The following is a 12813-nucleotide window of genomic DNA, read 5'->3' as shown; positions in this document are numbered from 1 at the left end:
AGGAAGGTCAATGAGCAGACGTCTGGCGGCAGAATTCCTGGGTACCTTCTGGCTGGTTCTTGGCGGCTGTGGAAGCGCTGTGCTGGCCGCGCAGTTCGGCGGCGAAGGCAACCCGCTGGGCATCGGCCTGCTGGGTGTGTCGCTGGCCTTCGGTCTGACCGTGGTTACGATGGCCTATGCGCTGGGCCATATCTCGGGTGGCCACTTCAATCCCGCCGTCTCCATCGGACTCTGGGCGGGTGGGCGCTTCGCGGCCGCCGACCTGCTGCCGTACATCGTCGTCCAGGTCGCCGGGGCGATCGCCGCGGCGACCGCGCTTTACTGTATCGCCCATGGCCAGGCCGGTTTCAGCATCGATCCCGCGGCGGCCGGTGCGTTCGCGACCAATGGTTATGGCAGCCATTCGCCCGCTGGCTATTCGCTCCAGGCCGCGGCGATCACCGAGCTGCTGATGACGGGTTTCTTCATCCTGGTCATCCTCGGTGTCACCAGCCGTGGGGCGCCCGCCGGTTTCGCGCCACTGGCGATCGGTCTGTGCCTGGCGCTGATCCATCTGATTTCCATCCCGGTCACCAACACTTCGGTGAATCCGGCGCGCAGCACTGGCGTCGCCCTCCTTGCCGGCGGTCCGGCACTGCAGCAGTTGTGGCTGTTCTGGCTGGCGCCGGCATTGGCCGCGGCCGTTGCCGGCGGCGTCTGGCGATGGCTGGGCGGATCGTCTCAGCGCTAGTCCCGCTGACATCACCCGGCCCGCCGCGATCGTCGCCGCGGGCGGTTGTTCAGCCGGTCGGTTCCAGTTTTTCCAGCAGCGCCATCAGCAACGCCAGCTCGTCGCGGTCGAGGGCGCCGAGCAGGCGGCTGCCGGTGGCGAGGACTTCCGGCGCGACCTGGGCATAGATTTTCCGGCCGGCAGCGGTGAGCTGCAGCACCGATCGGCGACGGTCGTCCTCGGCGACATCACGACGCAGTCGGCCCTGCTGCACCAGCCGGGCAACGGCGCGGCTGACCGCAACCTTGTCCATGGCCGTGCGCTCGGCCACCTCGTTCGCTGACAGGCCGGGATAACGCCCGAGCACGGCCATTACCCGCCATTCGGTTACCGACAGGTCGAAACGGTCGACATAGGTACTGGCGATCTGCTGGCTGATGCGGTTGGACAACCGGGAAAGCCGGTACGGCAGGAACCGGTCGAGATCCAGGAGGGCGGGTTCGCTCATGCTGCGCTGCGGCTTGCCAATGGTTTCAAGTGAAACTATAAAGGCGATCCCCGATTCCTGCATCTGGCATCGCACCATACGAGAGGACGCCGCATGAACGCGCAACCCGACCTCGGCATGCAGCCGACCACCTTCGACAATCCGCTGGGCATCAACGGTTTCGAATTCGTCGAATTCGCCGCCGCCGATGCCAGCCTTCTGCACGGGCTGTTCCCGCGCCTCGGCTTCACCGCGGTGGCGCGCCATCGCAGCCGGCCGGTGACGCTGTACCGCCAGGGTGGCTGCAACTTCATCGTGAACGAGACGCCGGATTCATTCGCGTCCGACTTCGCCGCCCAGCATGGTCCCAGTGCCTGCGGTTTCGCCATCCGCGTCCGCGATGGTGGCGAGGCGCTGCAGGCGACGACGGCGAAGGGCGCCGAGCCGGTGACCCACAAGGCCGGGACGCGCGCAGTCGACGCGCCAGTGATCAAGGGCATCGGCGACTGCATGCTCTACCTGGTCACCGATGGCGCCGATCCCTACGGCGACTTCGAGTTCCTGCCCGGCGTGGAACACAATCCGAAGGGGTTCGGCCTGACCTTCATCGACCACCTGACCCACAACCTGTTCTTCGGCAACATGGGCAAGTGGGCGGACTACTACGAGCGGCTGTTCAACTTCCGCGAGATCCGCTACTTCGACATCAAGGGCGTGAAGACCGGGCTGGTGTCCAAGGCGATGACGGCCCCGGACGGCATCGTGCGCATTCCGCTCAACGAGTCGAACGACCCGAAGAGCCAGATCAACGAATACCTCGACGAGTACAAGGGCGAGGGCATCCAGCACATCGCGCTGTTCACGGACAACATCTATGACACCGTCGAAGCCATGCGCGAGCAGGGCGTCGAGTTCCTGAACACGCCCGATACCTATTTCGAGGTGGTCGACGAGCGCATTCCCAACCATGGTGAGGACGTGCCGCGGCTGGCGAAGAACAAGATCCTGATCGACGCCGATCCGGATACCCGACGCAAGCTGCTGCTGCAGATCTTCACCCAGAACGTGATCGGTCCGATCTTCTTCGAGATCATCCAGCGCAAGGGCAATGAAGGCTTCGGCGAAGGCAACTTCCAGGCCCTGTTCGAATCCATCGAGCGCGACCAGATGCGTCGCGGCGTGCTGTAACCACGGAGCGCACCATGACTGCTGCGGCGGGATACCTGAGTGGTTTCGGCAACGAGTTCGCCACCGAGGCGATCGACGGCGCGCTGCCGGTCGGACGCAACTCGCCGCAGCGCGCGCCGCTGGGGCTGTACGCGGAGCAGCTGTCGGGCACCGCGTTCACCGCGCCGCGGGCGCAGAACCGCCGCACCTGGCAGTACCGCATCCGGCCCTCCGCGATGCATGGCTCGTTCACCGGTTACGACCAGCGCCGCTTCCACAACGATTTCGGCGGCGGCCCGGTCACGCCGGACCAGCTGCGCTGGGATCCGCTGCCAATGCCGGCGGAGGAAACGGCGGTCGATTTCGTCGACGGCCTGTACACCATGGCCGGCAACGGCGGTGCCGCGGCAGGCGCCGGCATCGGCGTGCACATGTATGCCGCGAACCGTTCAATGCAGGGGCGGTTCTTCTATGACGCCGACGGCGAACTGCTGATCGTGCCGCAGCTCGGTCGCCTGCGCATCGCCACCGAGATGGGCCTGATCGATGTCCAGCCGCAGCAGATCGCGGTCATCCCGCGCGGCGTGCGCTTCCGCGTCGAGCTGCCGGATGGCCAGGCGCGCGGATACGTCTGCGAGAACTTCGGCGCCTTCCTGCGCCTGCCCGACCTCGGACCGATCGGCAGCAATGGGCTGGCCAATCCGCGCGACTTCGAATCGCCGCAGGCGTGGTACGAAGACGTTGAAGGCGATTTCGAACTGATCGCCAAGTTCCAGGGTCACCTGTGGCGTGCCGACATCGGCCATTCGCCGCTGGACGTCGTCGCCTGGCACGGCAACCACGTGCCCTACCGCTACGACCTGCGCCGCTTCAACACGATCGGTTCGATCAGCTACGACCATCCGGATCCGTCGATCTTCCTGGTGCTGACTTCGCCCAGCGACACGCCCGGCGTCGGCAACATGGACTTCGTGATCTTCCCGCCGCGCTGGCTGGTGGCGCAGGACACGTTCCGGCCGCCCTGGTTCCATCGCAACATCGCCAGCGAGTTCATGGGCCTGATCCATGGCGCCTACGACGCCAAGGCGGACGGCTTCATGCCCGGTGGCTGCTCGGTGCACAACTGCATGACCGGTCATGGCCCCGATGCGGCGACCTTCGAGAAGGCTTCCAGCGCCGACCTCACAAAGCCGGATGTCATCGCCGACACCATGGCCTTCATGTTCGAGGCGCGCGCCGTCATCCGTCCGACCGCGCAGGCACTGACCGCCGCGCACCGCCAGCGTGACTACCAGGCCTGCTGGGCTGGACTTTCCCGGCACTTCCAGGCGCCGGCAGGCTGAGGCGGTCGTGGGCGGGCAGCTCCGGCGACAGGCGCGTGGATCGTGCCCGGCGCCGGATCGCGTCCATTCCGGTCCGGGGACGACCGGCTGGACGTAGTCGCCATTGCGTTCCACGATGACCGCTCGTCCCATCCATCCGATACGTTGCTGCACAAGGACATCTGCAATGAAACTGGCATCTCTCAAGGAAGGCGGCCGCGACGGCACGCTGGTCGTGGTCAACCGTGACCTTACGCGCGCGGTGAAGGTGCCGGAGATCGCCCGCACGCTGCAGCAGGCGCTGGAGGACTGGGATCGCGCCGCACCGGCACTGGCCGGCGTCTACGAGGCGCTGAATGCGGCGGGTGAAGGAGCGCTGGCCGGCCGCGACGTGATTGCAATGGATTTCACGGCGCTGGCGGCCCCGCTGCCGCGCGCCTACGAATTCGTCGATGGCAGCGCCTACCTGCCGCATGTCGAGCGCGTCCGTCGCGCACGCGGCGCCGAGGTGCCGGAGTCGTTCTACACCGATCCGCTGATGTACCAGGCCACCAGCGCCGGCTTCCTCGGCCCGCGCGATCCGGTCGTGGTGCCCAGCGAGGATTACGGCATCGACCTGGAAGCGGAAGTCATCGTCGTCACCGACGACGTGCCGATGGCGGTGAGCGCGGAGGACGCCGCCGCACACATCCAGCTGATCGGGCTGGTCAACGACGTGTCGCTGCGCAACCTGATCCCGGGCGAGCTGGCGAAGGGCTTCGGCTTCCTGCAGTCGAAGCCGCGCTCGGCCTTGTCGCCAGTGTTCGTCACGCCGGATGAGCTCGGTGAAGCGTGGATCGACAGCAAGGTGCATCGTCCGCTGGTCACGCACATCAACGGGCAGTGGTTCGGCGCCCCGGAAGCCGGCGTCGACATGCAGTTCAATTTCGCCCAGCTGGTCGCGCACGCGGCGAAGACGCGCCCGCTCTCGGCTGGCACGCTGGTCGGTTCGGGCACCGTCGCCAACGAGGACACCTCGCTGGGCGCCTCCTGCTTCGCCGAGAAGCGCACCGTCGAAACACTGCAAACCGGCAAGCCGGTCACGCCGTTCATGAAGTACGGCGACGTCGTCCGCATCGAGATGCTTGATGCCGACGGCCGGAGTATCTTCGGGGCCATCGAGCAGACGATCTCGCCGCTGCGGCGGTGAGTCGGGCGGGGACGGCGCCGCCAGGCGGCCGCTGCCTGCGGCAGGCAGCCGCGCCGCCCGTGCCGATCGAACCGTCGCCAACCCGGGGAGCAGGCCATGAACAGCGCGGACATCACCCTCTACGACTACTGGCGTTCCAGCGCCGCCTGGCGCGTGCGCATCGGCCTGAATCTCAAGGGCGTGGCCTACCGCAGCCAGCCCGTCCACCTGGTCCGTGAGGGCGGCGAACAGCACCGGCCCGAATACCGCGCCATCAACCCGGCCGGCCTTGTTCCAACGCTGTTGCATGGCCAGCGACGCATCACCCAGTCGCTGGCGATCCTCGAATACCTCGACGAGGCGTTCCCCGGCCATCCCCACCTTTTGCCGGAAGACGTCCGCGGCCGTGCGCGCGTGCGTGCGCTGGCGCTGACCCTCGCTGCCGACACGCACCCGATCCACAACCTGCGCGTGCAGCAGTACCTCAAGAACACCATGGGCCTGGACGAGGACGCGGTCGCGGCGTTCGTCCGCCACTGGCTGCTCGAGGGCTTCACCAGCTTCGAGGCGCTGCTGGCGTCTTCATCGGAAACCGGCAGCTTCTGCCACGGCGACCATCCGACGCTTGCCGACTGCGTGCTGGTGCCGGCGATGTATGCGGCGCGCCGATTCGGCGCACCTCTGGACGATTTCGGCAACTGCCTGCGCATCCACGATCAATGCTCGTCGCTGCCGGCATTCCAGGCCGCACATCCCGATCGCCAGCCCGATGCACCCGCGGCCTGAGCCCGCAGCGCGCTTCGCCCGTCTTGCGGTCGAACATCCGCGCCTGCGCATCCGGGTCCGGCCCTGGCAGGACGCCGACGCGCCGGCGCTGGCGCAGGCGGCGGACTTCGCCGATGTCGCGCGCTGGCTGCGCGACCGCTTTCCGCATCCCTACGGCATCGACGATGCGCGCTTCTTCCTCGGCCAGGTCGTACCCGCAAGCGCCGGCGCGATCCATGCCGTCGAGGTCGAAGGCGAGGTCGCCGGCGGCATCGGCATCGACCCGGGCAGCGACGTCTACCGGATCGCCGGCGAACTCGGCTACTGGCTGACGCCACCACGCTGGGGTCAGGGCATCATGCAGCGCGTCGTCCGCCACTACATCACGGCGATGGCGCCGGTGCTGGGACTGCGGCGCGTCTTTGCGCGGGTCTACGAGGGCAACCGGGCCTCGATGCGCGTGCTGGAGCAGTGCGGCTTCGAGCGGGAAGGCGTCGAACGCCGCGCGCTCATCAAGCACGGGCAGATCCTGGATGCCCATCTCTACGCGCGCTGTTTCGACGACCCGGACTGAAGCGGTCCGGTGCGCGCCGCCGGCTCCGGACCGGCGCGGCCACACCCCGTTCAGCCGTTGCCGCCAGAATAGGCGGCGACCTATCCAGGAGCGACAGATGATTGAACGTGCCTTTGGCATTCGAACCCTGCTGGCCATCGGACTGCTGCTGTTGGCCAGTGTCGCGACGGCCAAGCAGCGCCGTTTCGACGTCGACTACACCGTCGGCTTCGCGCCGGCCGAGGGCCAGGCCCTGGTCACCTTGAAGCTCACCCCTCGCGATGGCCGCGCCAGCCGCATCGATTTCGCCATGCCGGATGACCGCTATACCGACATCGAAGGCGACGGTGAGGTCGATCGCAATGGTGACCGCGTGGTCTGGACGCCGCCTGGAAACGGCGGCGAACTGCGCTGGCGCTATCGCATCGACAAGCGCCGTCGCGACGGCGGCCATGATGCCCGCATCACCGCCAGCTGGACCATCGTGCGCGGCGACCACCTTTTCCCCAGCGCCCGCGTGCGCATGACGCCGGATACCGACTCGCGCACGCGCCTGCGCTTCGAACTGCCGGAAGGCTGGACCAATGTCGATACGCCCTGGAAGCTGGCGCGAGATGGCCGCAGCTTTGTCGTGGTGAATCCGGAAACGCGCTTCGACCGTCCGACCGGCTGGATCATCGCCGGTGATGTCGGTACGCGCCGCGAGCAGTACGAGGGCATCGAAGTCGCCGTCGGTGCGCCCAAGGGCGACAACATGCCGCGCCAGCAGATCCTCGCCATGGTCGGCTGGACGCTGCCGGAGATGCAGCGCATCTTCGGCAGGCTGCCCAGCAAGCTGCTGATCGTCGGCGCCGGCGACGCGATGTGGCGAGGCGGCCTCTCCGGCCCGCGCTCACTGTACATGCACAGCGGCCGCCCGCTGATCAGCGAGAACGGCACCAGCACGCTGCTGCACGAACTGACGCACCTGATCACCCGCATCAGCGGTCGCAATGGACACAAGTACATTTCGGAAGGCGTCGCCGAGTTCTATTCCATCGAACTGCTGCATCGCACCGGCGGCACCACCGATGCGCGCTACCAGCGCACGCGCGAGCAGCTGCAGCGCTGGAGCCGCAACGTGAAGTCGCTGCGCGTCCCGCGTGCGCACGGACCGGTCACGGCGCGCGCCGTCCTGCTGTTCATGGATCTCGACAAGGAAATCCGCGAAGCCACCGGCGACGAGAAGAGCTTCGACGACGTCACCCGCCTGCTGATGGCCAAGCGCAAGGTCGACACCGCCGACCTGATCGAAGCGGCGACGCAGGTGCTCGGTCGCCCGTCCGACACCCTCGACACGCCGCTGATCCGCTGATTGCTCCGCTTCCGGCCGTCGTGCCGGAAGAATCTCAGTCGTCCTGCTTCTGGGCCTGGGTGCTTCCGGGATGCCCGGGCACGCCATGCTCGGCGACCAGGTAGGCCAGCGCGACATAGGCGGCGGTGTTCTGGTCGAGGTCGCTGCGGTCGATCTTGTCGAGCGTGTCGGCGGCGGTGTGGTGGTAGTCGAAGTATTTGCTGCCGTCCTGGACCAGGCCGGCGACGGGCATGCCGTTCTGGCGCATGGCGCTGACGTCGGCGCCGCCGAAAGCGGTGTTGTTGCCGCGCTCGATGCCCAGCGGCTTCAGCACTTCGGCGATGGCATCCATCAGCGGCAGCGCAGCCTCCGGCACGCGCGTATCGAATCGCCAGATGCGGCCGGCGCCGAAATCCGATTCGAAGCCGATCAGATGATCCGCGACCTCGTCCTTGTGGGCTTCGCCGTAGGCGTTGCCACCCCAGACGCCCTGTTCCTCGTTGGCCCAGGCGACGACGCGCAGGGTGTGGCGCGGGCGCTGTCCGCGCGGCAGGTCGGCGATCAGCTTGCCGGCCGCCATGGTGATCGCCACCCCGGCGCCGTCGTCGATGGCGCCGGTGCCGAGATCCCAGGAATCCAGGTGCCCACCGATCAGCACGACCTTGCCGGTGTCCTCGCGGCCGGTGACTTCCGCGATGACGTTCTGGCTGGTGTATTCACCGCGCTCGCTGGCCCCGAGGTGCAGCTCGATGGTGACCGGCTTGCCTTCGGCCAGCATGTGTTCGAGCACGTTGGCGTCGGCGTTGGACAGCGCGGCGCCGGGAATCTTCCGGAACGCGATGTCGTAGCTGAGCATGCCGGTGTGCGGCGTGCGCGAATTGACGTCGGTGCCGATGGAACGGATCAGCAGCGCGCGCGCGCCCAGTGCCGCCGCCTTGGACGCACCGCGCGAGCGGGCGATCACCGCTTCGCCGTAACCGCCGCCGTCCTTCGCGCGCCGCATGCGGTTGCCGATGTAGACGATCCTGCCCTCGACCTGCTCCGCTGTCGCCGACAGCAGCGCCTGGTAGTCGGGCAGTGAAACCACCTCGGCGGTGATGCCGCCTTCGGGCGTGCCGACCGAGCCGCCCAGCGCGGCGATGGCGAAGCTGTGTGGATACGGTTCGACGACGCGCGCGACCTCGATGCCGCGATCCCAGACCGGGAAGGTCACCGGTTCGGTCCAGACCTTGTCGTAACCCAGTTCGCGGAACCGGGCGACGGCCCATTCCACCGCGCGCGCGTCGGCGGCGGTGCCACCCATGCGTGGCCCGATGCGCGTGGTCAGGTCCTCGACGATCGGGTAGGCGCCGGAATCCGCCTGCGCCTTGTCGCGCAACTGCACGGCGATCGCGGTGCGATCGGCGTCGAGCAGCGGCGAAGCGGCAATGGCGGTGACGGACACGGCCAGGCTGGCGGCGAGGGGTAACAGCAGGCGGCTCAGTGACTTCATGGCGGGAGGCGTCGGGATCGGTGGAACAGGAGGCCGCAGCGTCGCACGGAACGCCACGGCATGACCGGTCGATGTGGCGTTCGGGTGTCTCGCCCTGTCGCCTGTGTTCGACCGCTCAGGCTGTGACGTCGGCGTCGAGGCTGCCCAGTCCGGCGATGCGCGCCTGCAGCCGGTCACCGATGGACAGCGCGCCGACGCCGGCCGGGGTGCCCGTGAACACCAGGTCTCCCGGCGCCAGCGTGTACAGGCGCGACAGCGCGGCGATGATTTCGGCAACCGGGAACAGCTGGTCGGAGAGATCGCCGCGCTGCCTGGTTTCGCCGTTGACATCGAGCTCGATGGCGCCCCGCGACGGATGGCCGACGTCCTCGGCGCGATGGATCGGGCCGATGGGTGCGGCGGCTTCGAAGGACTTGCCGGTGTCCCAGGGCAGGCTTTTCGCCTTGGCGGCGGCCTGCAGGTCGCGACGGGTCAGGTCCAGTCCGATGGCATAGCCGTACACGCAGTCCAGCGCCTGCCCTGGATCGATGTCGCGGCCCCCGCGATGCAGGGCGGCGACCAGTTCGATCTCGTGGTGCAGGTCGGCGGTGCCGGGCGGGTAGGGAATCGCCCCCGGCAACGGCGTCAACGAATCCGCCGGCTTCAGGAAAAAAACCGGCGTGCCCTTTTCGGCGGGCGCGCCCATCTCGCGCGCATGCTCGGCGTAGTTGCGGCCGATGCAGTAGACGCGGTGGACGGGAAACACGGCGTCGACGCCGGCGATGGCCAGGCGAGGCGGTTGCGGGGCAGGAAAGAGGTCGTTGCTCACGATGATCCAGCGACAGGGCCAGGGACGGCGGGATAGCGGATGTTAGCGCCGGCTTCCCCGGTGGCGAAGGTGGTCCGGCAGTCGGAGCGGGCGGCGCGTCACGCCGACCAAGAAAAACCTGGAGGGCAGCCCGCCTGGCGCTGCCGACCCGCGCTATCGTAGTCCCCGTCCGGTCGGAGGGTCTGCCCGGGCGGTCCATCCACCGAGGGATATTCCATGTCGACGTTGAGAACCGTGGGTCTGGCCATGGCGGTCGCCGCACTGGTGGCCGGTGCCGGAATGAACACCGTGCAAGCGGCATCGTTGGAGGATGCAGGCGCATCGCAGGGAGCCGCAGCGAAGATCATCAGTTTCGGCGACCTGGCCTTCGATCCGCTGGCTGCCACCGCGAGCCCTGGGAGCACGCGCTACCGCACCGCGGCGAATGGCAAGGGACTGCGCTTCGTGCAGTTCGAGGGCGCCATCCGTGGCGAATGGCTGGGCGACCTGCGTGCCTTCGGCGCGCGGCCGCTGCAGTACTACCCGCATGACACCTATCTGGTCTGGGCCGACGAACCGTCCAGCCGCGCCGTGGAATCGCTGCCGGACGTGCGCTGGCAGGGCGACTACCTGCCGGAATGGAAGATGGAGCCCGGCCTGCGCAAGCGCGACGGCGTGATCCGCAACGTCGGCGTGCATTTCTTCAATGATGGCGATGTCGAAGGCGTGCTCGCGGCGCTGCGCGCCAGCGGAGCGAACGTCGTCAACCACGGTCCGGCGCAGACCGATCGCACCTTCTTCGATGCCTGGGTGGAAGTGGATGCCGACCATCTCGACAAGCTGGCGGAGATCCCGCAGGTTGTCTGGCTGGAATACGCCAGTGCCCGGCCGATCCTCGATGACGAGATGTCCTCGCAGATCCTGGCGCGCAACTACGATGCGTCAAACGTGCCGCTGCTGGGCTATCTGGGCTGGATCAACAACCTCGGCTACAACGGCGACAGCCTGGTCTGGGCGGTCATCGATACCGGCATCGACTATGCGCATCCGGACTTTACCGGCCGCATCGCGGGTGGCACCAGCTATCCGGGTTGCACCGTCAGCAATCCGGGCGACGATGCCGCGTCGGGCGGCCACGGCACGCACGTCGCCGGCATCATCGGCGGCAATGCCGCCGCCGGCTTCGGCGACGCCGGGGGCTTCAAGTACGGCCTCGGCATGGCGCCGTCGGTGCGCTTCTATGCGCAGAACCCGATCTGCGGCAACGGTCCCTGGCCGCCGACGGGCGGCTGGCAGGTACTGGCGAAAGACGCCCTGAATGGCGGCGCCATCGGCGGCAATGCCAGCTGGACCTCCGGTGAAAGCGGTGGCACCACCTACACCGCCGGTGCCCGCGCCTGGGACCAGCTGGTACGCGACGGCAATGTCGATACGCCGATCAATGAAGCGTTCATCATGGTGTTCTCCGCCGGCAACAGCGGTCCCAGCCCGGGCACGCTGACAGCGCCGAAGGCGGCGAAGAACCCGATCATCACCGGTGGCACGCAGAACTACCGCGTCGCCAGCAACATCAATGGCGTCTACAACGCCTCCAGTCGCGGTCCGACGCAGGATGGCCGCATCGGCATCACGATCGCCGCGCCCGGTCAGCAGATCGCGTCCGCCCGCCGCATCGCCGGAGGCAGTTCCTGCGCAAGCGCGATCGCGGGGACGAGCAACCACTACGCCTTCTGCTCGGGCACCAGCATGGCGGCACCGCACGCCTCGGGTGCCGCGGTGATCCTCAGCGACTGGTGGCGTGAAAACAATGGGGGCGCGCAGCCCAGCCCGGCCATGGTCAAGGCACTGCTGGTCAATGGCGCCAGGGACTACGGTGGCGGCGGTCCGATCCCGAATGCCACGCAGGGCTGGGGCCGCGTCGACGTGCCGGGCAGCCTGGGTGCGGACTTCGACTACAGCGAATACGTGGACCAGACGGAAGTGCTGACCAGCGTCGGCCAGGTCTGGGAGGCGACCTACGGCGTGCCCGAATCCGGCAAGCCGCTGAAGGTGTCGCTGGTGTGGACCGATGCCGCGGCGGCGGCCGGTGCGAATCCGGCACTGGTGAACAACCTCGACCTGGAAGTGGTTACCGGCGGCCAGACCTACCTCGGCAATGTGTTCAGCGGCGGCCTGTCGGTCGCCGGGGGCACGGCCGACAACCGCCACAACATCGAGAACGTGTTCGTGGCCGATCCGGGCGGGACCGTGACCATCCGCGTGCGCGCCAGCAACCTCCCCGGCGACGGGATTCCCAATGTCGGCGGCGCTACCGACCAGGATTTCGCACTGGTCTGCCGCAACTGCATCGAGGAGGCCGGTTTCAGCCTGGCCGTTTCTCCGTCCTCGGCATCGATCTGCACGCCCGATGCCGCGGCGTTCAGCATCGACGTCGGCTCGGTGCTGGGCTACCAGCAGCCGGTGACCCTGGCGGCCACGGGCCATCCGGCCGGCACCACCGCCACGTTCCTGCCGAATCCGGTCACGCCGCTGCCGGGCAGCAGCAGCCTGGTGCTGGGTAATACCGCCAGCGCCGCACCGGGGACCTATACCGTGACCATCACCGGCACCACGATCGACCGCATCCAGGAAAGTGCCGTGACGCTGCTCGTCGCGACCGCGGTACCGGATTCACCCGTCCCGGTGACACCGGCGCCGGGCGCCACGAACATCAGCACCTCGCCGACGCTGCAATGGGCGGCTGCGCCGGGTGCGGACGAATACCTCGTCGAAATCGCCACCGATGCCGCTTTCACGGACATCATCCACAGTGACGTCACCCTCGGCACCAGCCTTGCCGTGGGCGGGCTGTCCACCAGCACGCGCTACTACTGGCGCGTGGTGGCGCAGAACGGCTGCGGCAGCGCCTATTCCTTCGTCGCCGATTTCCGAACGCTCGCGGCGCCCGGCGACTGCGGCGTCGACCAGGTGGCTGTCAGCCTGCTGGGCGAGGACTTCAGTGGCGGCCTGGGCGCCTTCACCACCACCGGC

The 12813-nt window shown here is 67.9% G+C and carries 11 protein-coding genes; 8 read left to right on the top strand and 3 right to left on the bottom strand.

Annotated features, from left to right (window positions below; all coding sequences use genetic code 11):
* Positions 1–10 precede the first annotated feature (10 nt).
* Complete coding sequence (gene aqpZ / locus EDC25_RS08375; protein ID WP_123522541.1) at positions 11–730, top strand: aquaporin Z; 720 nt, start codon at positions 11–13, stop codon at positions 728–730.
* Positions 731–779: 49 nt separating this feature from the next.
* Here the strand turns inward: aqpZ and EDC25_RS08370 are convergent, their stop codons facing one another.
* The gene (locus tag EDC25_RS08370; protein WP_123522563.1) at positions 780–1217 is read right to left on the bottom strand and encodes a MarR family winged helix-turn-helix transcriptional regulator; all 438 of its coding nucleotides are present in this window, start codon (positions 1215–1217) and stop codon (positions 780–782) included.
* 93 nt (positions 1218–1310) lie between these two features.
* Between EDC25_RS08370 and hppD the strand changes: the two genes are divergently transcribed.
* From hppD to EDC25_RS08340, 6 genes are all read left to right on the top strand, one after another.
* The gene (gene hppD / locus EDC25_RS08365; protein ID WP_240639679.1) at positions 1311–2384 is read left to right on the top strand and encodes a 4-hydroxyphenylpyruvate dioxygenase; all 1074 of its coding nucleotides are present in this window, start codon (positions 1311–1313) and stop codon (positions 2382–2384) included.
* 14 nt (positions 2385–2398) lie between these two features.
* Positions 2399–3706 (top strand): homogentisate 1,2-dioxygenase, encoded by a 1308-nt coding sequence (gene hmgA, locus EDC25_RS08360; protein WP_132577408.1) that lies wholly within the window; start codon positions 2399–2401, stop codon positions 3704–3706.
* A 166-nt stretch (positions 3707–3872) separates the two neighbouring features.
* Positions 3873–4874, top strand: coding sequence for a fumarylacetoacetate hydrolase family protein (locus tag EDC25_RS08355; protein ID WP_123522540.1), 1002 nt, complete (start codon positions 3873–3875; stop codon positions 4872–4874).
* A gap of 96 nt (positions 4875–4970) precedes the next feature.
* A complete protein-coding gene (maiA, locus tag EDC25_RS08350) occupies positions 4971–5639 on the top strand; it encodes a maleylacetoacetate isomerase (RefSeq protein WP_123522539.1) in 669 nt (222 codons plus the stop codon).
* Entirely contained in the window at positions 5623–6192 is a 570-nt protein-coding gene (locus EDC25_RS08345) for a GNAT family N-acetyltransferase (protein ID WP_123522538.1), read from the top strand. Before maiA ends, EDC25_RS08345 begins: the two co-directional genes overlap by 17 nt.
* Before the next feature lie 97 nt (positions 6193–6289).
* The gene (locus tag EDC25_RS08340; protein ID WP_123522537.1) at positions 6290–7525 is read left to right on the top strand and encodes a M61 metallopeptidase family protein; all 1236 of its coding nucleotides are present in this window, start codon (positions 6290–6292) and stop codon (positions 7523–7525) included.
* Positions 7526–7559: 34 nt separating this feature from the next.
* Here EDC25_RS08340 and EDC25_RS08335 read toward each other — a convergent pair whose 3' ends face one another.
* Positions 7560–8996 carry a M28 family peptidase gene (locus EDC25_RS08335; RefSeq protein WP_123522536.1) on the bottom strand — a complete coding sequence of 479 codons (1437 nt, stop codon included), beginning with the start codon at positions 8994–8996 and terminating at the stop codon, positions 7560–7562.
* 115 nt (positions 8997–9111) lie between these two features.
* Positions 9112–9804, bottom strand: a complete 693-nt coding sequence (locus EDC25_RS08330; RefSeq protein ID WP_123522535.1) for a fumarylacetoacetate hydrolase family protein — start codon at positions 9802–9804, stop codon at positions 9112–9114.
* A gap of 216 nt (positions 9805–10020) precedes the next feature.
* Here EDC25_RS08330 and EDC25_RS08325 point away from each other — a divergent pair.
* Positions 10021–12813: S8 family serine peptidase (locus EDC25_RS08325; protein ID WP_165910887.1), on the top strand; the 2793-nt coding region annotated here is incomplete at its 3' end.

The organism is Pseudofulvimonas gallinarii (genome assembly GCF_004343305.1).
Classification (GTDB): Bacteria; Pseudomonadota; Gammaproteobacteria; order Xanthomonadales; family UBA2363; genus Pseudofulvimonas; species Pseudofulvimonas gallinarii.
The sequence above is the reverse complement of the archived record's forward strand: the minus strand, read 5'-3'. Positions and strand labels throughout refer to the sequence as shown.

Excerpts from the sequence above, each read along its gene's own strand:
- hmgA (WP_132577408.1), top strand. The coding sequence starts at position 2,399 with ATGACTGCTGCGGCGGGATACCTGAGTGGTTTCGGCAACGAGTTCGCC.
- EDC25_RS08355 (WP_123522540.1), top strand. The coding sequence starts at position 3,873 with ATGAAACTGGCATCTCTCAAGGAAGGCGGCCGCGACGGCACGCTGGTC.
- EDC25_RS08335 (WP_123522536.1), bottom strand. The coding sequence starts at position 8,996 with ATGAAGTCACTGAGCCGCCTGCTGTTACCCCTCGCCGCCAGCCTGGCC.
- EDC25_RS08345 (WP_123522538.1), top strand. The coding sequence starts at position 5,623 with ATGCACCCGCGGCCTGAGCCCGCAGCGCGCTTCGCCCGTCTTGCGGTC.
- maiA (WP_123522539.1), top strand. The coding sequence starts at position 4,971 with ATGAACAGCGCGGACATCACCCTCTACGACTACTGGCGTTCCAGCGCC.
- EDC25_RS08370 (WP_123522563.1), bottom strand. The coding sequence starts at position 1,217 with ATGAGCGAACCCGCCCTCCTGGATCTCGACCGGTTCCTGCCGTACCGG.
- hppD (WP_240639679.1), top strand. The coding sequence starts at position 1,311 with ATGAACGCGCAACCCGACCTCGGCATGCAGCCGACCACCTTCGACAAT.
- aqpZ (WP_123522541.1), top strand. The coding sequence starts at position 11 with ATGAGCAGACGTCTGGCGGCAGAATTCCTGGGTACCTTCTGGCTGGTT.
- EDC25_RS08340 (WP_123522537.1), top strand. The coding sequence starts at position 6,290 with ATGATTGAACGTGCCTTTGGCATTCGAACCCTGCTGGCCATCGGACTG.